This is a genomic window from Actinosynnema sp. NPDC023794, from assembly GCF_040639675.1.
Taxonomy (GTDB): domain Bacteria; phylum Actinomycetota; class Actinomycetes; order Mycobacteriales; family Pseudonocardiaceae; genus Actinosynnema; species Actinosynnema luteola.
Genome location: NZ_JBFAFR010000002.1, coordinates 702,436 through 722,563 on the forward strand (window position 1 = coordinate 702,436; position 20,128 = coordinate 722,563).

The 20,128-nt window shown below is 72.0% G+C and carries 21 protein-coding genes; 12 read left to right on the top strand and 9 right to left on the bottom strand.

Annotation, left to right across the window (positions count from 1 at the left end; translation table 11 throughout):
- The first annotated feature begins 7 nt into the window (after positions 1-7).
- Both AB0H12_RS07895 and AB0H12_RS07900 read left to right on the top strand, forming a co-directional pair.
- Positions 8-748 carry an ABC transporter ATP-binding protein gene (locus tag AB0H12_RS07895; protein WP_230567167.1) on the top strand — a complete coding sequence of 247 codons (741 nt, stop codon included), beginning with the start codon at positions 8-10 and terminating at the stop codon, positions 746-748.
- Positions 738-1,442, top strand: a complete 705-nt coding sequence (locus tag AB0H12_RS07900) for an ABC transporter ATP-binding protein (RefSeq protein WP_499621626.1) — start codon at positions 738-740, stop codon at positions 1,440-1,442. The genes AB0H12_RS07895 and AB0H12_RS07900 overlap by 11 nt, the downstream gene beginning before the upstream one ends.
- A 24-nt stretch (positions 1,443-1,466) precedes the next feature.
- On the opposite strand, the gene AB0H12_RS07905 is transcribed toward AB0H12_RS07900, so the two are convergent.
- Positions 1,467-2,021, bottom strand: a complete 555-nt coding sequence (locus AB0H12_RS07905; protein ID WP_499621627.1) for a DUF4352 domain-containing protein — start codon at positions 2,019-2,021, stop codon at positions 1,467-1,469.
- 76 nt (positions 2,022-2,097) lie between these two features.
- A complete protein-coding gene (locus AB0H12_RS07910) occupies positions 2,098-2,520 on the bottom strand; it encodes a hotdog fold thioesterase (protein ID WP_499621628.1) in 423 nt (140 codons plus the stop codon).
- Between the two features lie 65 nt (positions 2,521-2,585).
- On the opposite strand from AB0H12_RS07910, the gene polA reads away from it, so the two are divergent.
- Together polA and AB0H12_RS07920 are read left to right on the top strand one after the other, a co-directional pair.
- Entirely contained in the window at positions 2,586-5,261 is a 2,676-nt protein-coding gene (gene polA / locus AB0H12_RS07915) for a DNA polymerase I (protein WP_499621630.1), read from the top strand.
- Between the two features lie 83 nt (positions 5,262-5,344).
- Positions 5,345-5,794: a hypothetical protein gene (locus AB0H12_RS07920; RefSeq protein ID WP_499621631.1), complete on the top strand. Its 450-nt coding sequence runs from the start codon at positions 5,345-5,347 to the stop codon at positions 5,792-5,794.
- Here AB0H12_RS07920 and AB0H12_RS07925 read toward each other — a convergent pair.
- Positions 5,783-6,238 carry a winged helix-turn-helix transcriptional regulator gene (locus AB0H12_RS07925; RefSeq protein ID WP_499621632.1) on the bottom strand — a complete coding sequence of 152 codons (456 nt, stop codon included), beginning with the start codon at positions 6,236-6,238 and terminating at the stop codon, positions 5,783-5,785. The two genes, AB0H12_RS07920 and AB0H12_RS07925, sit on opposite strands and share 12 nt — an antisense overlap.
- Positions 6,239-6,315: 77 nt before the next feature.
- On the opposite strand from AB0H12_RS07925, the gene AB0H12_RS07930 reads away from it, so the two are divergent.
- From AB0H12_RS07930 to AB0H12_RS07950, 5 genes are all read left to right on the top strand, one after another.
- Entirely contained in the window at positions 6,316-6,819 is a 504-nt protein-coding gene (locus tag AB0H12_RS07930) for a GNAT family N-acetyltransferase (RefSeq protein WP_499621634.1), read from the top strand.
- Positions 6,820-6,833: 14 nt separating this feature from the next.
- A complete protein-coding gene (locus AB0H12_RS07935) occupies positions 6,834-8,135 on the top strand; it encodes a hypothetical protein (protein WP_499621635.1) in 1,302 nt (433 codons plus the stop codon).
- 237 nt (positions 8,136-8,372) lie between these two features.
- Positions 8,373-9,665 carry a Gfo/Idh/MocA family protein gene (locus AB0H12_RS07940; RefSeq protein ID WP_499621636.1) on the top strand — a complete coding sequence of 431 codons (1,293 nt, stop codon included), beginning with the start codon at positions 8,373-8,375 and terminating at the stop codon, positions 9,663-9,665.
- 9 nt (positions 9,666-9,674) lie between these two features.
- The gene (locus AB0H12_RS07945) at positions 9,675-10,271 is read left to right on the top strand and encodes a P-loop NTPase family protein (protein ID WP_499621638.1); all 597 of its coding nucleotides are present in this window, start codon (positions 9,675-9,677) and stop codon (positions 10,269-10,271) included.
- Entirely contained in the window at positions 10,268-10,861 is a 594-nt protein-coding gene (locus AB0H12_RS07950; protein WP_499621639.1) for a Rossmann-fold NAD(P)-binding domain-containing protein, read from the top strand. Before AB0H12_RS07945 ends, AB0H12_RS07950 begins: the two co-directional genes overlap by 4 nt.
- A gap of 28 nt (positions 10,862-10,889) precedes the next feature.
- Here AB0H12_RS07950 and AB0H12_RS07955 read toward each other — a convergent pair whose 3' ends face one another.
- The 5 genes from AB0H12_RS07955 to AB0H12_RS07975 all read right to left on the bottom strand — a co-directional run bounded on the left by AB0H12_RS07955 (position 10,890) and on the right by AB0H12_RS07975 (position 15,877).
- Positions 10,890-11,483, bottom strand: coding sequence for a TetR/AcrR family transcriptional regulator (locus AB0H12_RS07955; protein ID WP_499621641.1), 594 nt, complete (start codon positions 11,481-11,483; stop codon positions 10,890-10,892).
- On the bottom strand, positions 11,480-13,375 hold the full coding sequence (locus tag AB0H12_RS07960; protein ID WP_499621642.1) for a YhgE/Pip family protein: 1,896 nt from the start codon (positions 13,373-13,375) through the stop codon (positions 11,480-11,482). Before AB0H12_RS07960 ends, AB0H12_RS07955 begins: the two co-directional genes overlap by 4 nt.
- Entirely contained in the window at positions 13,372-14,016 is a 645-nt protein-coding gene (locus AB0H12_RS07965; protein WP_499621644.1) for a hypothetical protein, read from the bottom strand. Before AB0H12_RS07965 ends, AB0H12_RS07960 begins: the two co-directional genes overlap by 4 nt.
- Positions 14,017-14,112: 96 nt before the next feature.
- A complete protein-coding gene (locus tag AB0H12_RS07970) occupies positions 14,113-15,036 on the bottom strand; it encodes a GNAT family N-acetyltransferase (RefSeq protein ID WP_499621646.1) in 924 nt (307 codons plus the stop codon).
- Between the two features lie 10 nt (positions 15,037-15,046).
- Positions 15,047-15,877, bottom strand: coding sequence for a class I SAM-dependent methyltransferase (locus tag AB0H12_RS07975; RefSeq protein ID WP_499621647.1), 831 nt, complete (start codon positions 15,875-15,877; stop codon positions 15,047-15,049).
- Between the two features lie 190 nt (positions 15,878-16,067).
- Between AB0H12_RS07975 and rpsA the strand changes: the two genes are divergently transcribed.
- From rpsA to coaE, 3 genes are all read left to right on the top strand, one after another.
- On the top strand, positions 16,068-17,564 hold the full coding sequence (gene rpsA, locus AB0H12_RS07980; protein ID WP_033442914.1) for a 30S ribosomal protein S1: 1,497 nt from the start codon (positions 16,068-16,070) through the stop codon (positions 17,562-17,564).
- A gap of 132 nt (positions 17,565-17,696) precedes the next feature.
- Positions 17,697-18,311, top strand: coding sequence for a hypothetical protein (locus AB0H12_RS07985; protein ID WP_499621649.1), 615 nt, complete (start codon positions 17,697-17,699; stop codon positions 18,309-18,311).
- Positions 18,312-18,339: 28 nt separating this feature from the next.
- Complete coding sequence (coaE, locus tag AB0H12_RS07990; protein WP_499621651.1) at positions 18,340-19,512, top strand: dephospho-CoA kinase; 1,173 nt, start codon at positions 18,340-18,342, stop codon at positions 19,510-19,512.
- On the opposite strand, the gene AB0H12_RS07995 is transcribed toward coaE, so the two are convergent.
- Positions 19,509-20,027, bottom strand: a complete 519-nt coding sequence (locus tag AB0H12_RS07995; protein ID WP_230566905.1) for a ribonuclease FAU-1 family protein — start codon at positions 20,025-20,027, stop codon at positions 19,509-19,511. The genes coaE and AB0H12_RS07995 overlap by 4 nt on opposite strands.
- Positions 20,028-20,128: the final 101 nt, after the last annotated feature.

A 20,128-nucleotide genomic window follows, 5' to 3' on the forward strand; every position in this document is an offset into this window, starting at 1 on the left:
CGTGACCATGCGCTTCGGCGGCGTGGTCGCGCTCCGCGAAGCGAAGATCAGCGTCGGCCAGGGCGAGATCTTCGCCCTGATCGGGCCCAACGGCGCGGGCAAGACCACGGTGTTCAACGTGGTCACCGGCGTCTACCAGCCCACCGAGGGCCAGGTGCTGTTCAACGGCGCCCGGATCGACGGCACCAAGCGGTTCAAGATCACCAAGCTGGGCATCGCCCGCACGTTCCAGAACATCCGGCTGTTCCACAACATGTCGGCGCTGGAGAACGTGATGGTCGGCGCGGACGCGCACCACAAGACCGGTGCGGTCGGCGCCACGCTCGGCCTGCCCTGGCACCGCAAGGAGGAGAAGCGCGGGCGCGAGCTGGCGCGGGAGCTGCTCGACTTCGTCGGCATCCCCGGCCGGATGACCGAGACCGCGAAGAACCTGCCCTACGGCGACCAGCGGCGGCTGGAGATCGCCCGCGCGCTGGCCACGGACCCGAAGCTGCTGCTGCTGGACGAGCCGGCGGCCGGCATGAACCCGGCCGAGAAGGAATCGCTGCAGGCGCTGATCCGCAAGATCCGCGACAGCGGCCGGACCGTGCTGCTGATCGAGCACGACATGAGCCTGGTCATGGGCGTCAGCGACCGCGTGGCGGTGCTCGACTTCGGCCAGCTGATCGCAGAAGGGCTCCCGCAAGAGGTGCAGAGCAACCCGAAGGTCATCGAGGCGTACCTGGGGGTGTCCGAAGATGCTTCTTGAGCTCAAGGACATCCACGTCCACTACGGCAAGATCGCCGCGATCAAGGGCATCAGCCTCCAGGTCGAGGACGGTGAGATCGTCTCGCTCATCGGCGCCAACGGCGCGGGCAAGACGACCACGCTGAAGACCATCTCCGGGTTGCGCCCGCTGACCAGCGGCCAGGTGCTGTTCAACGGCGAGGACATCTCCAAGATGCCCGGCCACAAGCGGGTCATCGCGGGCATCGGCCAGTCACCGGAAGGCCGCGGCGTGTTCCCCGGCATGACGGTGCAGGAGAACCTGCTGATGGGCGCGTACACCCGCAAGGACGCGCTCGACGCCGACCTGGCCGAGGTCTACGAGCTGTTCCCGCGGCTGGCGGAGCGCAAGAACCAGTTCGGCGGCACCATGTCCGGCGGCGAGCAGCAGATGATCGCCATCGGCCGGGCGTTGATGACCAAGCCGAAGGTGCTCCTGCTGGACGAGCCGTCGATGGGCCTCGCGCCCATGCTCATCGCGCAGATCTTCGAGATCATCAAGGAGATCAACAAGCGCGGCACGACCGTGCTGCTGGTGGAGCAGAACGCGCAGCAGGCGCTGAAGCTCTCCGACCGCGCGTACGTGCTGGAGACCGGACGGGTCGTGAAGAGCGCGCCCGGACCGGAGCTGCTGGACGACCCGCAGGTGCGCGCGGCGTACCTCGGCGGGCACTGAGCCGGGGACCCGCCGGCCCGGCCCTCAGGGCTGGGCCAGCGGGATCTCGGTGCTCGACTCGTCCTTCAGGTCGGTCAGCGTCGGCCCGCCGTACACGCGCAGGGCCAGCGGTTTCGCGTCCTTGGGCAGGTCGTAGTAGACGTCGTACTCCAGGCGCACGTTCGCGCCCAGGTCGATCGTCTCCGGCTGCCGCTTGACGGCCATGGCCTGCGTGTCGACCGGGTGCTCGGCCTCGCGGTCGTCGATCAGCACGTGCCGGCGCGCGTCGAACGACACGCTGCTGCGGCCGTTGTTGATCACGCTCATCCGGATCCGCACGAACTGGCCCTTGGCGTGGAACTCGGCGTGGCTGCCGATCAGCGTCGGCATCTCGGTGGTCAGGCCGACCAGCGTGAACGCCGTGTCGCCGTCCGCGGTGGTGGGTATCTTGAGCGGCTTCTCGTCCGGGCGCACCGTCTGCACGGGCACCGGGTACGTCGCCGCCGACGTCGCCGTGGTCTCCGTCCCGGCCACGACCGGGGTGTCACCGCACCCGGCCGCCGCCAGCACCACGGCCATCACCAACACCACGCGCCGCACGCCCACCTCCGACTCACCGGGTCACGACCCACCGGGTCACCTTGAATTGCACACCTCGGGCGGCCGAACCGCACCTTCACACCTTCGGGGCATCTCTGAGGAAGCACGTCAGCCGGGCCGTGCAGGCGCGCCGGTCCTGCTCGTCGGTGATCACGATCTCGTAGGTGGCGGTGCTGCGACCGCGGTGGATCGGCGTGCACACCCCCGTGACGACGCCCTCGGCCACGGCCCGGTGGTGCGTGCACGACAGCTCCAGCCCCACGGCCAGCCGCTCCGGCGCCGCGTGCATGGCCGCCGCGACCGAGCCGAGCGTCTCCGCCAGCACCGCGTTCGCGCCGCCGTGCAGCAACCCGTACGGCTGGCGGTTGCCCTTCACCGGCATCGTCCCGACCAGCCGGTCGGCATCCCATCGGGTGATCTCGATGCCCAGCTTCGAGGTGAGCTGCTCGTGGGCGGCGGCCTGGTCGGCGCCGGGGATGTCCTCGGGTGCTGGCGTCACGTGTGCTCCAGTCTGGGCTGCCCAGTCGGTGCGGTGTTGTCGGACCCTCACCCTAGACTCGGGCCGTGAGCACTTCAGAAGCCTCCCGCCTGCTGCTGGTCGACGGTCACTCCATGGCCTACCGCGCTTTCTTCGCGCTGCCCAAGGAGAACTTCCAGACGGGGACGGGCCAGACCACCAACGCGGTCTACGGCTTCACCTCGATGCTCATCAACCTGCTGCGCGACGAGAAGCCGACGCACATCGCGGTGGCGTTCGACGTCTCGCGCAAGACCTTCCGCACCGAGGCCTACGCGGAGTACAAGGCCGGTCGCAGCGAGACACCGGACGAGTTCCGCGGCCAGGTCAGCCTCATCGAGGACGTCCTGGGCACGTTGAACGTCCCGGTGCTGTCCAAGGCGAACTTCGAGGCCGACGACCTGATCGCCACGCTCACCACGCAGGCCACGGCGCTGGGCTTCGAGGTGCTGATCTGCACCGGCGACCGCGACGCGTTGCAGCTGGTCACGGACAAGGTGACGGTGCTGTACCCGGTCAAGGGCGTGTCCGAGATGGCCCGGTACACCCCCGAGCTGGTGCTGGAGAAGCAGGGCGTGCCGCCCGAGCTGTACGCCGACTACGCGGCGGTGCGCGGCGACTCGTCGGACAACCTGCCGAACACGCCCGGCGTCGGCCCCAAGACCATCGTCAAGCTGCTCACGCAGTTCGGTTCGCTGAACGGGCTGATCGACCACATCGACGAGGTGCCGGGCAAGGTCGGCGACGCGCTGCGGGCGAACCTGGCCAACATCATGCTGAACCGGCAGCTCACCGAGCTGGTGCGCGACGTCGAGCTGCCCCTGGGCCCGGCGGAGCTGGAGGCCAGGGCGTGGGACCGCGACGCCGTGCACCGGCTGTTCGACGAGCTGGAGTTCCGGGTGCTGCGGGACCGGCTGTTCTCGACCCTGTCCACCGCCGAGCCGGAGGCCGAGGAGGGCTTCACGGTCAGCGGCGGCGCGGTCGAGGTCGGCGGGGTGGCCGCGTGGCTCGACGCGCACGCGCGCTCGGGCCGGGTCGGCATCGCGTTCCGCTCCTCGGGCGGCGACCTGGAGGGCCTGGCGCTGGCCGCGGTCGGCGGCGAGGGCGGGTACGTCGAGGTCGCGTCGCTGACCGAGGCCGACGAGAACGCGCTGGCCGCGTGGCTGGCCGACGAGTCGGTGGTCAAGGCGGCGCACGACCTGAAGCTGCCGCTGCGGGCGCTGCGGGCGCGCGGCTGGAAGCTGCGCGGGGTCAGCAGCGACACGGCGCTGGCCGCCTACCTGGTGCGGCCCGGCCAGCGGTCGTTCGCGCTGGACGACCTGGCGCTGCGCTACCTCAAGCGCGAGCTGCGGGCCGAGGAGCCCGACGACGGGCAGCTGTCGCTGCTGGCCGACGAGGCGGAGGAGCGGCAGAAGACCGCGCAGGCGGCGATCGTGCGGGCGTTCGCGGTGGCGGAGCTGGCCGACGCGCTGGACGCGGAGCTGGTCGCCACCGGCCAGGAGTCGCTGCTGGCGAACCTGGAGCTGCCGCTGATGATGGTGCTCGACGACGTCGAGGCCGTCGGCATCGCGATCGACACCGAGCACCTGGCGGCGTTGGAGGCGCACTTCGCGGCGGGCGTGAAGCAGGCCGCGCAGGACGCGTACTCGGTGATCGGCAAGGAGATCAACCTCGGCTCGCCCAAGCAGCTGCAGACGGTGCTGTTCGACGAGCTGAACATGCCGAAGACGAAGAAGACCAAGACCGGGTACACCACCGACGCGGACGCGTTGCAGAACCTGTTCGAGTCCACCCAGCACCCGTTCCTGCAGCACCTGCTCGCGCACCGGGACGTGACCAGGCTGAAGTCGACCGTCGACGGGCTGCTCAAGTCGGTGGCCGACGACGGCCGGATCCACACCACGTTCCACCAGACGATCGCGGCGACCGGCCGGCTGTCGTCCACCGACCCGAACCTGCAGAACATCCCGATCCGCACGGACGAGGGCAGGCGCATCCGCGAGGCGTTCGTGGTCGGGCCGGGCTACGCCGAGCTGATGACCGCGGACTACAGCCAGATCGAGATGCGGATCATGGCCCACCTGTCCGAGGACGCGGGCCTGATCGAGGCGTTCCGCAGCGGCGAGGACCTGCACACGTTCGTCGCGTCGCGCGCGTTCTCCGTGCCGACCTCGGAGGTCACCGCCGAGCAGCGCCGCCGGGTGAAGGCCATGTCGTACGGGTTGGCGTACGGGCTCTCGGAGTACGGGCTGGCGCAGCAGCTGCGGATCTCGGCCGCCGAGGCGCGGGAGCAGAAGGAGGCGTACTTCGCCCGGTTCGGCGGGGTGCGCGACTACCTGCACGCGGTGGTCGAGGACGCGCGGAAGAAGGGCTACACCGAGACGATCCTCGGTCGCCGGCGCTACCTGCCCGACCTGACCAGCGACAACCGGCAGCGCCGCGAGATGGCCGAGCGGATGGCGTTGAACGCGCCGATCCAGGGCAGCGCGGCGGACATCATCAAGGTCGCGATGCTCGGCGTGTTCCGCGCGCTGGAGGAGTCGGGCCTGCGGTCGCGGATGCTGCTCCAGGTGCACGACGAACTCGTGCTGGAGATCGCCGAGGGCGAGCGCGAGCAGGTGGAGGCGCTGGTCCGCGCCGAGATGGGCGGGGCGTACCAGCTGTCGGTGGCGATGGAGGTCTCGGTGGGCGTCGGCCGGTCCTGGGACGCCGCCGCGCACTGAGCCGGTCCGGCTGCGGTACGGACAGCCGTACTTCGCTCGCCGCCGCCAGGGGTCATCATTCCTGGTGGCGGAGGGGGTGGGCGATGGACGGCGGTCCGGTGTGGGGTGGCGGCGCCCGGTGGTCGAGGCTGTTCCTCCCGATCGGCGTGTTCCTCGCGCTCTTCGGCGTGCTGAACGCCGCCGAGCTGCCGTTGGGCTGGAAGGACCGGCAGCAGCAGTTCGGCAGGTACCTGGACGCCACGCTCGGCCTCGGCGTCGACTGGGTGCTGCCGCTGATCTGGCTCGTGAAGCTCGTCGAGCTGGCGCTGGGGCTGGTCGCGCTGGCCGCTGTGCTCCGGCGCAGCACCCGGTGGCTCGCGGCGGCCGTGATCGGCTGGCTGGGGGTGTTCACCGCGTTCACCGCCATGGACGTCTGGGCGGCCGACCGCGTCGAGTTGCAGGAGCACACGGTCTACTTCGTCATGTTCGCCGTGCTGCTCGGGCTGATCTTCGTGGTCTCCGCGGTCGAGCAGGTGCTCGCCTCACGCAGGTGAGTCGCGCAGGGGGGTGACGCGGACGTCGCGCGCGGTCAGCTCGGCGCCGCACCCCTCGCACGACACGTGCACGCCGACGTCGCCGCCGCACGTGCGGTGGTGCAGGTCGAACGACGGGCCCTCGGGCGACGCCATCCAGCGGTCGCCCCACTTCCGCAGCGCCATCAGCACCGGGTAGAGCTCGAGGCCCTTCTCGGTCAGCCGGTACTCGTACCGGGTCCGCACGTCCTTGTACGCCTCACGGCGCAGGATGCCCTCCTCGACCAGCGTGCCGAGGCGCTCGGTCAGCACGCTGCGCGAGATGTCCATCTCCGCCTGGAAGTCCTCGAACCGCCGCGTGCCCAGGAACGCCTGCCGCAGCAGCAGCAACGTCCAGCGCTCGCCCAGCAGGGCGGCCGGCAGCGACACGGTGCACAGCTCGTCGGAGACCTTCACAGGGGCCATGCCCATCGACGATACCCCTTGCGTTCGGAAAACGAATCCAGCTAGGGTTCGGAATCCGAACCCAGGGGGCGCTCGCCATGAAAGTCCGCGAACTGCACGCCGCCGAGGCGGGCCACGCCGTCGACGCGGTCTTCCACGGCCTGTCGGCGCGCAGCCGCTACCTGCGCTTCCACGCGCCGGTGCCCCGCCTCACCGGGTCCATGCGGCGCCGGCTGACCGACCTCGACGGCCACCGCAAGGTCGCCGTCGTCGCGGAGTGCCGCCGCACGCCCGTCGGCATCGCCCGCCTGATCGCCACCGGCGAGGACACCGCCGAGATCGCGCTCGCCGTGGTGGACCCGTGGCAGCGCAAGGGCGTCGGCACCGAGCTCGTGGCCGCCCTCGGCCGGCTGGCCGTCGACCTGCGCTACGCCGAGCTGCACGGCGACGTGCTGGGGGAGAACGAGCCCATGCTGCGCCTGGTCGCGCGCGTCTTCCCCGGCGCGCGGCTGACCCGCGACGAGGACGACGTCATCCGCGTCTCCTATCCGTTGAACTACCGGTTGACCCACGAAGACCTGGTGGCCGACCTGCGGTGGTGAGCAGAATGGGGCCCATGCGACGGATCTTCGGGTTGGCGCTCGTCCTGGTCCTGCTGGCGCCACCGGCCGCGGCGTCGACGCCGCCCGGTGAGCAGCCACTGCCCGGCTACACCATCGACAACCCGCCGTTGCTCCCCGCGCAGGTCGGCGGCGAGCCGTCGCGCGTGCTCCAGGGCGTGCACGAGCACGCGGCTTACACGATCGAGGTGCCGCCGCGCTGGAACGGCCGCCTGGCCATGTGGGCGCACGGCTACCGCGGCGCGAGCACCGTGCTCACCGTCGACCCGCCCGCGTACGGCCTGCGCCAGAAGCTGCTCGACCAGGGCTTCGCCTGGGCCGCCTCCAGCTACTACGCCAACAACTACGACGTGAAGGCCGGTGTCCTGGGCACCCACGGCTTGGCGAAGCACTTCGGGAAGCTGGTCGGCAAGCCCCGCGACACGTTCATCGCCGGCGTGTCCATGGGCGGCCACGTCATCGGCCGCTCCCTGGAGCAGTTCCCCGGCTTCTACAAGGCCGCGCTGCCGATGTGCGGCGTGCTCGGCGACCAGGAGCTGTTCGACTTCTTCCTCGACTTCAACCTCGCCGCGCAGGCCATCAGCGGCATCCGCGCGTGGCCCGCGCCGGCCGACTACCTGACCGCGGTCGTGCCGCGCGTCCAGGCCGAACTCGGGCTGACCGGCACGCCGAACGAGCGCGGCGCGCAGTTCGCCTCGGTCGTCGCCAACCGCAGCGGTGGCCCGCGTCCCGGCGCTGCGCCCGCCGTCGCGTACTGGAACGACTTCCTGTTCGGCCTCGCCGCCCCGCCGTCCGGCGGGGGTTTGGCGGCGGACCCGGGCCAGATCGCCACCAACGCCCTGACCCGGTACGAGCCGAACGCGCCGGTCGACGTCAACCGCGAGGTGCAGCGCGTGCTGCCGGAGAACGTGAAGGCCCGCGTCACGCCGAAGCTGACCGAGGTGCCGCGCGTCGCCGGCCGCCCGACCGCGCCGGTGCTGTCGCTGCACGGCCTCGGCGACCTGTTCGTGCCGTTCTCGATGGAGCAGCTCTACGAGCGGGACGTCGAGCGCACCGGCCGCGGCCACCTGCTCGTGCAGCGGGCGATCCGCTCGATCGGCCACTGCGAGTTCAGTCCGAACGAGGTCGGCGCGGCCTGGGACGACCTGCTGACCTGGGCCGACACCGGCCGCCGCCCCGCAGGAGACGTGGTGGACGACCCGGCTGTCGTCGCCGCGCCGGACTACGGCTGCCGCTTCACCGACCCCACCGCCCACACCGCGCCCAACACCACCCGCCGCCTCTTCCCGGCCTGCTAGGAGACCGTCAGCCGGTCGCACGCCGATCGGGATCACCTCGCCGACCGCTGCCGATCCCGATCGGCAGCGGCACCGGGCGGGGCTCCACCTCGGCGCTCACCGCCGACCTCGCGCCGTCCCGCGAGAACGCCGGCAGGGCTCGGAGCCGGAGTCGCGGCCCACCCGGTGGGACCCGGCCTTGACGGCGTGCCGTCCGGGCGGGCTAGCGTGGCGGAAAGCGCTTACCAGGAGGCACGCATGGCACGCAGGCGTTACGCGGTCGTCGGCACCGGCGCACGCGCCGAACTGCACGTCGACGCGATCGTCGGGCACCCGGAGCAGGGGGAGCTGGTCGCGTTCTGCGACGTCAACCCCAGCCGCATGGCCGCCCACAACGAACGCCTCGACCGGCCCGTCCCGACCTACGCCGCCGCGGACTTCCTGCGGATGATCTCCACCGAGCGGGTCGACGTCGTCGTGGTCTGCACGGTCGACCGGCACCACGACACCTATATCGTGGAGGCGCTGGACGCGGGCTGCGACGTCGTCACCGAGAAGCCGATGACGGTCGACCCGGCGGGCGTCGGCAAGGTCTTCGACGCGGTCGAGCGGACCGACGGCCGGGTCACCGTCACGTTCAACTACCGGTACAACCCGGTGCACGAGAAGGTCCGCGAGCTGCTGACCGGCGGCGCGGTCGGCGAGATCGGTTCAGTGCACTTCGAGTGGCTGCTCGACGTCCGCCACGGCGCCGACTACTTCCGCCGCTGGCACCGCGACAAGGCCGACTCCGGCGGTCTGATGGTGCACAAGGCCACGCACCACTTCGACCTGCTCAACTGGTGGGTCGACTCGGTGCCCGAGGTCGTGTACGCGCACGGGCGGTTGTTCTTCTACGGCGACGAGAACGGCAAGCGCCACGGCCACCACCGGCCCTACGACCGCGTGCACGGCTCGCCGGAGGCCCAGGACGACCCCTTCGCGCTGCACGTCGAGCGGGACGAGTGGCTGCGCCGGCTCTACCTCGACGCCGAGCACGAGGACGGCTACCACCGCGACCGGAACCCGTTCGCGCCCGGTGTGTCCATTGAGGACGACATGTCGGTGCTGGTGCGCTACGCCAACCGCGCGAACCTGACCTACCACCTCACGGCGTACTCGCCGTGGGAGGGCTACCGGCTGATGGTCAACGGCAGCCGCGGCCGGCTGGAGCTGGAGGTCGTGGAGAACAGCTGGGTCAGCGGGCAGCAGCCGGCGGTGCACGGCAGGGAGGCCAACCCCGAGGAGGGGCACGTGCGGCTGACCGTGCAGCAGCTGTTCGGGCGGGCGGAGGAGGTCCCGCTGGACGTCGGCGGCGCCGGGCACGGCGGCGCGGACGCGCGGATGACCGGGGTGCTGTACGGCCCGCCCGGCCAACCGGACCCGCTCGGCCGCCGGGCCACGCACCGCGACGGCGCGTTGTCCCTGGTCACCGGGTTCGCGGCGAATCGGAGCTTCGAGACCGGTGGACCCGTGCGCGTGGCGGAGTTGCTCGACGTCGGTTGGCGGTAGCCTGGCTCGGTGCCGCTCCTGGGACCAGCCGACGAGTTGCCGCACCCGCCGCGCCGGGTGCTCGTGGCCGGCACGTCCGGCTCCGGGAAATCGACCCTGGCCAGTCTCGTCGCCCGCACCCTCGGCCTGTCCTATGTGGAGATGGACTCGCTGTTCCACGGTCCACAGTGGACGCCCAGGCCCGAGTTCGAGGCCGACGTGCGCCAATTCGTCAAGGGCGACGCGTGGGCGACCGAGTGGCAGTACCGACTGGTGCGGCCGGTGCTGCTGGAGCACGCCGACACGCTGGTCTGGCTTGACCACCCCCGGCACGTGGTGATGCGGCGGGTGACGGTCCGGACGGCGGTGCGCCGGCTGCGCCGCGAGGAGCTGTGGAACGGCAACGTCGAACCGCCCCTGCGGACGGTGTTCACCGATCCCGAGCACCTGTTGCGGTGGGCGTGGAAGTCGCATGCCCGCACCGGCGAGCGGGTCGGGGCGGTGCTCCGGGGCGAGCACGCCGACCGGCTGGCGGTGGTGCGGCTGCGCGGGCAGCGTGAGGTCGACCAATGGCGGTCCGGCCCGTTGCGACGGGCGGCGGAGCGCGGCGAGGAGTCGGTGCGATGAGCGAGCGGACGGCGTTGGTCCTGGGTGGCACCGGGATGCTGAAGGGGTGCGCGGACGAGCTGCTGGCGCAGGGGTGGCAGGTCGTGCTGCCCAGCAGGCGGCCCGAGGGCGTGCTGGGCGGCGCGGCGAAGGCGGCCCTGCGCGGTCGCGCCCACGTGCCCCACGTGAGCGGCGCGGACGGGGCGCGGGTCGCCGTGGCCGCGGACTGGGCCAGACCGGCCGAGCTGGCCGATCGCGTGCGCGAGGTGGTGGACCAGCCCGCCGACCTGCTGGTCGCGTGGGTGCACGCGAGCTACCGGGACCCCGTGCTGCGGGCCGTCGCGCCCCTGCTCGCGCCGCACGCGCCGGTGGTCGAGGTGCACGACAGCGGCGCCATCCAGGCGGTCCGGGGAGTGCCGGACCCGGCTCTTGACGGCCATCCGACGCAGCAGGTGGTGCTGGGTTTCGTCCGGCACGGCGGCAGCACCCGCTGGCTCAGCCACGAGGAGGCGTCGGTCGGGGTGCTCGAAGCCGTCCACCGCGCCCTGGACGGCAAGCCGCCGTCGGTGCACCAGGTCGGCGAGATCGACACCTGGGCCGCACGGCACTAGCCCGCCCGCCGACGTCGGCCGGAGCCGGTTAGCCCGGCCGCAGGCCCCGGACCAGCGACAACACCGATTCGCGCACGTCGGTGAGGCTGCGTTCGGGCTGGAACACCTGCCAGTCCAGCGCGGTCACGAGCAGCGTGCCGAACAACGCCGCCGACGCCGTGCCGACCCGCACGCCGTCGGGCAGCCGGCCTTCGTCGGACAGCCGCTGCATCTGGCCGCGCACGATGGACACGATGTCGTCGCGCAGCAGGCTCAACGTGTCGTGCCACTGGCCGGGCGTGCGCCACAGCTCCGACACCAGCAGCTGCCCGAACGCCGGGTACTCGGCGAAGAACCCGAGCATCCCGTCCACCAGCGACTCCATCGCCGCGGACGTCTCGGCCTCCTCCTCGGCGACCTTGAGCCGCGCGGCCAGCAGGTCGACCCCGTGCCGCAGCAGCGCGTCCACCAGCGCGTCCTTGCTGGCGAAGTTGTAGTAGACGGTGCCCTTGGCCACGCCCGCCTCGGCGGCGATCTCGTCCACCGTGACACCGGCCGCGCCCCGTTCGCCGACGAGCCGCAGCGCGGCGTCGAACAGCTTCTGCTTGGTCGCGGCGGTGCGGCCGGGGCGCGCGCCGGTCACAGCACCAGTTCTGGCTTGAGGCGGCTGGGAGTCCACACCCGCTGCTTGTACGCGGCGAGCGTCGACAAGGCAAGGCCCGCCGCCAGGTAGCCGACGAGGATCAGCGCGTCCCGGCCCACGCCGCCCAGCGACCCGCCGTACATGAGGTGCCGCAGGCCGTCCACGGCGTAGCCCATGGGCAGCCCGTAGTGCAGCGGGTACAGCGGCACGGGGATGGTCTGCCACGGGAACGTGCCGCCCGCGCTGACCAGCTGCAGGATCAGCAGGACCAGGCCGATGAACTTGCCGACCGCGCCGAACAGCGCGTTCAACGCGTGCAGCACGGCCACGAACGTCGCCGACACCAGCAGCAGGAACGCCAGCGCGCCCAGCGGGTGCGACGGCCGGATGTCCACCACCAGCGTGACCACCGCGTACATCACCACGACCTGCGCCGCGCCGAGCAGCGCGCCCGGCAGCCAGCCGCCCACCGCCACCCGCAGCGGCGACTGCCCGGCCGCCAGCCCGCGCCTCGACAGCGGCTTGAGCAGCAGGAACAGCACGAACGCGCCGATCCAGGTGGCCAGTCCGAGGAAGAACGGCGCCAGACCCGCGCCGTAGCTGCCCGCCGACGTCTGGCTCACCCCGCGCACGCTCACCGGGTCGCCGATGGTCCGCGCGGTCGACTCGCGGGTCGGGTCGTCGGGGTTGGGGATCTGCGAGACGCCGGACGTCAGGCCGTCGCGCAGCTGGTTCGCGCCGTCGACCAGCTGCGCCTCGCCGTCGCGCAGCGCGCCCGCACCGTCGCGCACCTGCGCCGCACCGGACGACACCTGCGCCGCCCCGTCGTCGAGCCGCGTGATGGCACCGGTCAGCGCCGGCGTGCTCGCGGCGAGCTGCGCCGCGCCGTCGGAGACCTGCTTGGCGCCGTCGGCGAGCGTGCGGAGCTGCCCGGCCGTGCCCTGCACCTTGCCGTTGGCGTCGTCCACGGGCCGGCGGGCCTCGCCCAACGCACCCAGCACGCGTTGCACCTGTTCCTCGGTGAACCCGAGCGCGCGCAGCCTGGCGGCCACGTCGCCGTTGACCGCGTCCAGCCGGTTGACCAGGTCCTGCGCCTTGGCGGCGTAGTCCTCGGCGGTCCGGGCGACGGTCTCGTTGCCGTCGGCGACCTGCTTGGCCCCGTCCGCCAGCTGCTGCGACTTCACCGGCAGGTCGGCCGTCGAGTCGCGCAGCTGCGTGAGGCCGGCCGACACCCGCGCCGCACCGTCCGCCAGCGGCACGGTCCCGTCCGCCAGCTGCTGCGCCCCGGTCAGGGCGTCCTGCTGCCCGGTGGCCAGCTTCGTCGCCCCGTCGGCGGCCTCGGCGGTCTTCTGCCGGATCGTGGAGAAGCCGAGCAGCAGCTTGTCCGCGGCCTCCGCGCCGACCTTCACCGACACCGACCGGCGCACCTCGGCCACGACCTGGTTGGCGATCGTGGAGCCGAGGTAGTTGTTCGCGTCGTTGGTGGTCAGCACGATCACGCCCTGGCGCGGCGTGAAGTCGCCGGACGACAGCAGGGCCTGCGAGAAGTCCTCGGGCAGGGTCAGCGCGAACGTGTAGGTCCCGTCGCGCACGCCCCGCTCGGCCTGCGCCGCGTCCACCCGGCGCCAGTCGAACCTGTCGCCGTTCACCAGCTCCTCGGCCACCTCGTGGCCCGCGTCCAGGCGCGTGCCGTCGCCCGCGGTCGCGCCCTTGTCCTCCACGACCAGCGCGGCGGGCACCTGGTTGAGGTGCGCGTACGGGTCCTTGTTGGCGTAGAGGTACAGCGCCGCGTAGAGCAGCGGCACCAGCGTCAACGCCAGCACCGCGAGCTTGGGCAGCTTGCCGGAGGTGATCCGGCGCAGCTCGTTGAACGCCATCCGCACGGAGGTCACTCGGACTCCTCGTTGTCCACGACGTCGTCGTCCACGACGTTGTCGGCGCCGATCCGCGCGACGGGCACGTCGAGCACGGCGGCGCTGGTGGTGCTGCACAGGGCGACGACGGACCGCTCGGGCGTCACGTGCCCGCGCGCCAGCTCCAGCCACCCCTGCGGGTCGCCGTGGTAGCGGTCGGGGCTGTCCAGCACGAGGGTCGTCGCGCCGGGCCTGCCCGCGGCCAGCTCCAGCATCAGCGCGCACCGGGTGGCGGCGGGCACCTGGTCGAACCGGTGGTCCAGGTGCTCGTCCGCGCCGCGCCCGACCAGCCAGTCGGCCACCGCCTTGCGCCCGCTGCGGGCGCCGTTCACGGCCAGCTCCTCGCCGACCACGCCGGCCAGCGTGAGCGACGCCTCGGGCTCGCTCACGTCCGGTGAGTCGACCAGCACGACGTGCCGGCGCAGTTCGGCGGCCGAGGGGGAGACCTCGCCGGTGCTCGGGCGCATCCGCCCGGACAGCACCAGGCCGAGCGCGGTGTGCCCGGTGCCGGGGTCGCCCGCCACCAGCACCAGCTCGCCCGGCTTCACCAGCAGTGACGTCGGCTTCAGCAGCGGACCGTGCGGCCCGGTGACGCCGACGCGCCGCGCGTGGATCTGCACCGGGGGACCTCCCTTTTGAACTGACCGGTCAGTTCAAATAGTGGTCCGGCCAGAGGTGGCGCGCAACCCGACTCGGTGTGATGTGGCGCGCGGTGGCTAGCGCAGCGCGCCGGCGGGGCGGACCTCCCACATCGTCCACAGTGGACGATAACCCTGTCGCGGCCAGAACACCGAGGACAGCGGGTTCGGCGGGTTGTAGTACAGGTAGGTGCCGACCGTGCCCAGCCGGTGCAGCTCGCGGTGCGCGTGCGCCATCAGCTGGCGGCCGACGCCGGTGCCGCGGGCGCCCGGCAGCACGGAGACGCAGTTCACGTAGCCCCAGCGGCCGTGCGGCAGCCTGGTCGCCGTCCAGTTGCCCGGCTCCGACGTCACCACCGCGCACTCCGCCAGCGCCACCGCGATGCCGTCCCGCTCGGCCAGCCACGCCGGGCCGCCCGCGGTCAGCCGCTCGGCCAGCGTCCGCCGCTTCAGCGCCACCGCGTCCGGCCGGTGCACCGTCGAGCCCACCATGGACGAGTAGCGCAGCTCGGCCAGCGCCAGGGCCAGCACCGTCTCCAGGTCGGCGGGCGTCGCCCGGCGGATCGTCGCCGCGCCCGTCACCGGCGGGGCCGGGGCCTGCCGCACCGCGATCACGGTCAGCGGCACCAGGCCGTGGTCCAGCAGGGCCCTGGTCGCCTCGGCGTCCCGGCTGGGCCAGGTCAGCACGCACGCCGAGTCGCGCTCCGCCGGCGCGAGCAGGTCGAGCCGCTTGCGCCAGGCGCGCAGCAGCACGTCCATGCCCGCCGCGCCCGCGCTGCCCAGCAGCGGCGTCAGCTCCCACACCTCGGTGGCCGACCAGAGCCGGGCCGGCGACCGCCGGTCGTGCACCTGCCGCTGCAGCACGCCCGCGACCCTGGTCCCGTCCGGCAGCGCCGCGGTGATGACGTCGCCGTCCGGCGGCGCGACCGCGGGCGGGAGCAGCGGGTCGACGCTCGCGAAGCGCGCGCTCTGCGCCTCCATCAGCCCTTGACCGACGGTCATGTCAGGCAGGTTACGGCTTTCGGGTGCGGAAGATCGCGGTGCCCGGGAACAGCCGGCCGCGCAGCGGGCTCCACTGCCCCCACGTGCGGGTGTGCCCGGCGGGCCACTCCGGCTCCACCACGTCCACCAGCTCCAGGCCCGCGCCGACGAGCGCCCGCACGTAGTCCCCGGTGGTCCGGTGGTGCTCCACGTACGTCGCCCGCCCGGTGTCGTCGACCTCCACGTACGGCGTGCGGTCGAAGTACGACTGGGTGACCGTCAGCCCGCCCGGTCCCGGGTCGTCCGGGAAAATCCACCGGATCGGGTGAGTCACCGAGAAGACCCACGGCGCGCCCGGCCGCAGCACCCGCGCCACCTCGCCGAACACCTCGCCCACGTCCGCCACGAACGGCACCGCGCCGAACGCCGAGCAGGCCGCGTCGAAGCTGCCCGACGCGAACGGCAGCTGGTCGGCGCTGGCCTGCACCAGCGGCACGGGCACGCCGGTCGCCGCGTTCGCCGCCACCGCGTGCCGCAGCATCCCGGCGGAGAGGTCGAACGCCACCGCGTGCGCGCCCCTCGACGTCAGCCACCTGGCGCACGGCGCGGAGCCGCAGCCGACCTCCAGCACGCGACGTCCGCGCACGTCACCGAGGTAGCCGGCGTCCTCCTCGCGGACGCCCTCGGGGCACCAGACGAAGTCCGCCGCGCCCAGGAAGTCGCCGTGCTCGGCGTGGTAGTCGTCGGCGTCGGCGTCCCACCACATGCGGTTGGCCGCCCGCGACTCGGCGGCGTCGACGCCGCGCTTGGCGATGCCGGTGGTGCCGAGCGCGTGTTCCGCGCTCGCGTGCTGGTCGGGCACACTGCTCCATTCAAGGGTCCGGTTTGCCCGGCGGGCTTCCGGCCGCGTACGATATCGCCCGCGTAGTGGGTTCGCGCTGTCCTCGATCGGTGATCACTCGGTGAGTCGGTCTTCGCGGTGGGGCGTGCCCTCCGCGTAGCGTTGAACCCGCAGGCCACCAACCCCAATCCGTACCGGAGCCACCTACCTAATGTCCACCGACACCACCACTGTCCCGGTTGCCGCTGCGCCGAAGCAGGTCGCCATCAACGATATCGGGACGGAGGAGGACTTCCTCGCTGCTATCGACAAGACGATCAAGTACTTCAACGACGGCGATATCGTCGAGGGCACCATCGTCAAGGTCGACCGGGACGAGGTCCTGCTCGACATCGGCTACAAGACCGAGGGCGTCATCCCCTCGCGCGAGTTGTCGATCAAGCACGACGTCGACCCCAACGAGGTCGTCAAGGTTGGTGACGAGGTCGAGGCTCTTGTTCTCCAGAAGGAGGACAAGGAAGGTCGGCTGATCCTCTCCAAGAAGCGCGCGCAGTACGAGCGCGCCTGGGGCACCATCGAGGCGCTCAAGGAGAAGGACGAGCCCGTCAAGGGCACGGTCATCGAGGTCGTCAAGGGCGGCCTCATCCTGGACATCGGCCTGCGGGGCTTCCTCCCCGCCTCCCTCGTCGAGATGCGTCGCGTCCGCGACCTGCAGCCCTACGTCGGCCGCGAGCTCGAAGCCAAGATCATCGAGCTGGACAAGAACCGCAACAACGTGGTCCTGTCCCGCCGCGCGTGGCTGGAGCAGACGCAGTCCGAGGTCCGCAGCGAGTTCCTCAACCAGCTGCAGAAGGGCCAGGTCCGCAAGGGCGTCGTGTCCTCCATCGTCAACTTCGGCGCCTTCGTGGACCTGGGTGGCGTGGACGGCCTGGTGCACGTCTCGGAGCTGTCCTGGAAGCACATCGACCACCCGTCCGAGGTCGTCGAGGTCGGCCAGGAGGTCACGGTCGAGGTCCTGGACGTCGACATGGAGCGCGAGCGCGTGTCGCTGTCGCTCAAGGCGACGCAGGAAGACCCGTGGCGCCAGTTCGCCCGCACCCACGCGATCGGCCAGATCGTGCCGGGCAAGGTCACCAAGCTCGTCCCGTTCGGCGCGTTCGTCCGGGTGGACGAGGGCATCGAGGGCCTGGTCCACATCTCCGAGCTGGCCGAGCGCCACGTCGAGATCCCGGAGCAGGTCGTGCAGGTCGGCGACGACGTCATGGTCAAGGTCATCGACATCGACCTGGACCGCCGCCGCATCTCGCTGTCGCTCAAGCAGGCCAACGAGGGCTTCACGGTCGACTCCGAGTTCGACCCGACCCAGTACGGCATGGCCGCCGAGTACGACGACCAGGGGAACTACATCTACCCCGAGGGCTTCGACCCGGAGACCCAGGAGTGGCAGGAAGGCTTCGACAAGCAGCGCGAGGAGTGGGAGCGGCAGTACGCCGAGGCCCACACGCGCTACGAGGCCCACATGAAGCAGGTGGCCAAGGCCGCCGCGGCCGAGGAAGAGGCCGCCGGGGAGACGAACTACTCCTCCGGTGGCGAGGCTCCGGCCGCCGCGACCTCGTCCAGCACGGGCGCCCCGGCTCAGGCCGGCGGCACCCTGGCCAGCGACGAGCAGCTGGCCGCGCTCCGCGAGAAGCTGTCGGGCGGCGCCTGAGCAGCACCGGTCGGCGCAACGCCGGCTGACTGAACGACGACGATCGCCCCTCGCCCACCTCGGGCGGGGGGCGATCGTCGTTCACTCTTTCGGGGGTGGCTCGGCGTTGTCGTGCGCTAAATTGAGAATGCTATGAGCATGCGGACGGCGGTGTTGGCGGCGATGGTGGTGCTCGCGTGCGCGGGCTGCGCCGCCGTGCAGACGCAACCCGTGGCGCAGCCGCAGATCCCGACGATCGTGCCGCCCACGTCGTTCAGCCGGATCCCGCAGATGACGGACCGGCCGCTGCCGGACGACTGCGAGCTGGTCGTCCCGGTCGAGCTGTTCCACCAGAAGCTCGGCCGCGAGCTGCCCGGCGAGCTGAAGACCATCATCGGCATCTCGGAGCCGTCGCTCGGCCGCACCGGCAAGATCGACTGCTACTACGGCGTGCCCGAGCGGCAGCCGATCGCCGCCGCGCCCGTCATCATCGGCCTGGCCACGTACAACGACGAGCCGACCGCCAGTGCCCGGGTCGCGGACAGCGTGGCCGCCGAACGCGAGGACGGCGCGACCGTCCGCGAGGTCGACGTCGGCAAGCGGAAGGGCCAGCTGATCAGCGCGAAGGACGAGCGCCTCGTCGTCGGCTGGCTCGGCAAGACCACGTTCGTGGCGCGGGCGAAGGTCGGCGTGCTGCCCGAGGACGCGATCGGCGGCTTCCTCGCCGCCGTGGCGCAGCAGTCGATGACCCCGATTGAGCCCGCCTGAAGATCCGTTACGTGGCAGGCTGGTCGCCATGTTGCGCGTGGGGCTCTCCGGTGGCATCGGGTCGGGCAAGTCGACGGTGGCGGGCAGGCTCGCCGAGCACGGCGCGGTGGTGATCGACGCCGACCTGCTGGCCCGTGAGGTGCTCGAACCCGGCACCGACGGGCTGCGCGAGGTCGTGGAGGCGTTCGGCGCGGACGTGCTGGGCGCGGACGGCGCGCTGAACCGGCCCGCGCTCGCGGCGAAGGTGTTCGGCGACGAGCAGGCCCTGGCCACGCTCAACGGCATCACGCACCCGAGGATCGCCGCCCGCACGGGCGAGCTGATCGCCGCCGCGCCCGCGGACGCGATCGTCGTGCACGACGTCCCGTTGCTGGTGGAGAAGGACATGGCGCCGCTCTACCACCTGGTGGTGATCGTGCACGCGGATTTCGACCAGCGCCTCGTCCGGCTCCGCGACCGGGGTCTGCCCGAGGACGACGCGCGCCGCCGCATCGCCGCCCAGGCCGACGACGAGCGCCGCCGGGCCGTGGCGGACGTGTGGCTGGACAACTCGGGCACGCCCGACCTGGTGCTGGCGCAGGTGGACGCGCTGTGGGCGGACCGGCTGGTGCGGTACGAGTCGAACATCAGGCTGCGCCGCTACGCCGGCGGCGCCCCGATCGTGGTGCCGTACGACGAGACGTGGCCCGTCCAGGCGGCCCGGGTCGCCGCACGCATCCGGCTGGCCGCCGGTGGCCGCACGGTGGAGCACATCGGCTCCACGTCGGTGCCCGGCCTCGCGGCCAAGGACGTGCTGGACTTCCAGCTCGGCGTGACGTCCCTGGCGGAGGCCGCGGAGCTGGAGGAGGCGTTGACGCAGGCGGGTTTCCCGTTCCTGGCCGACGCCGAGGACAGCGTGCGGAACGAGGGCGACGCGCCGGAGGACTGGCACAAGAGGTTGCACGCGGGCGCGGATCCGGGACGGCGGGTCAACCTGCACGTCCGGGTCGAGGGCGGTCCGGCGTGGCACTGGGCGCTGCGGTTCCGCGACTGGCTGCGGGCCGACGCGGCGGCGCGGGACGAGTACGCGGCGATGAAGCTGGAGATGGCGGAGAAGCACCGGGGTGACGCGGAGGGTTTCGCCTACGGCGAGTCGAAGGAGCCGTGGATGGCCGCCGCGACCGCGCGGGTCAGCGCCCACTTCGAGGGCGGGCCGTCCTAGAGGGAGGGCCAGGTGTCGTAGATGCCCCGGTGGGTCAGCCACGAGCCGAGGTCGTGCCGGTGGAGGCTGACTTCCTCCAGGGTGCGGTGCACGATGCGCAGCGCCTGGTCGGCGTCGCCGGGTCCGAGGACGCGGCCGGCCACGGCGGCGGCGAACTCCTCGCAGCGCACGATCCGCGCGGTCGTGCCGCCGGGCACGGCCAGGCCGAGCAGGAGGTCGGTGGTGCGCCACGCGCGGCCGTCGCGCTGCACGCGGACCGCGCTGAGCACGCTGGGGCCGCTGCGCGCGTGTCTGGACCGAGGTCGGTGGTGCGTCAGCCGCAGCCCGATCGAGGGCATCAACCAGGTGACCTCCGAATCGGAGAACGGGTCCTCCGGCGTCGGGCACTCCAGCCGCAGTCCCCACGGCTCCACCCGGCACGTGGACAGGTGCCGCGACATGCCGCTGGAGTAGCTGCGAACTGCGCTGACGGTGTCGACCACGTCGACGAGCTGAGGTGTGATGACCGCTCCCACGCGACCCGAGGGTAGCCGGAAGTGTGCTCCGGGTAACTATTCGGTTCGATTCGTTACATCACGGTCTGTGTGGTATGTGGTCTCTATCAGGTGACGGACAC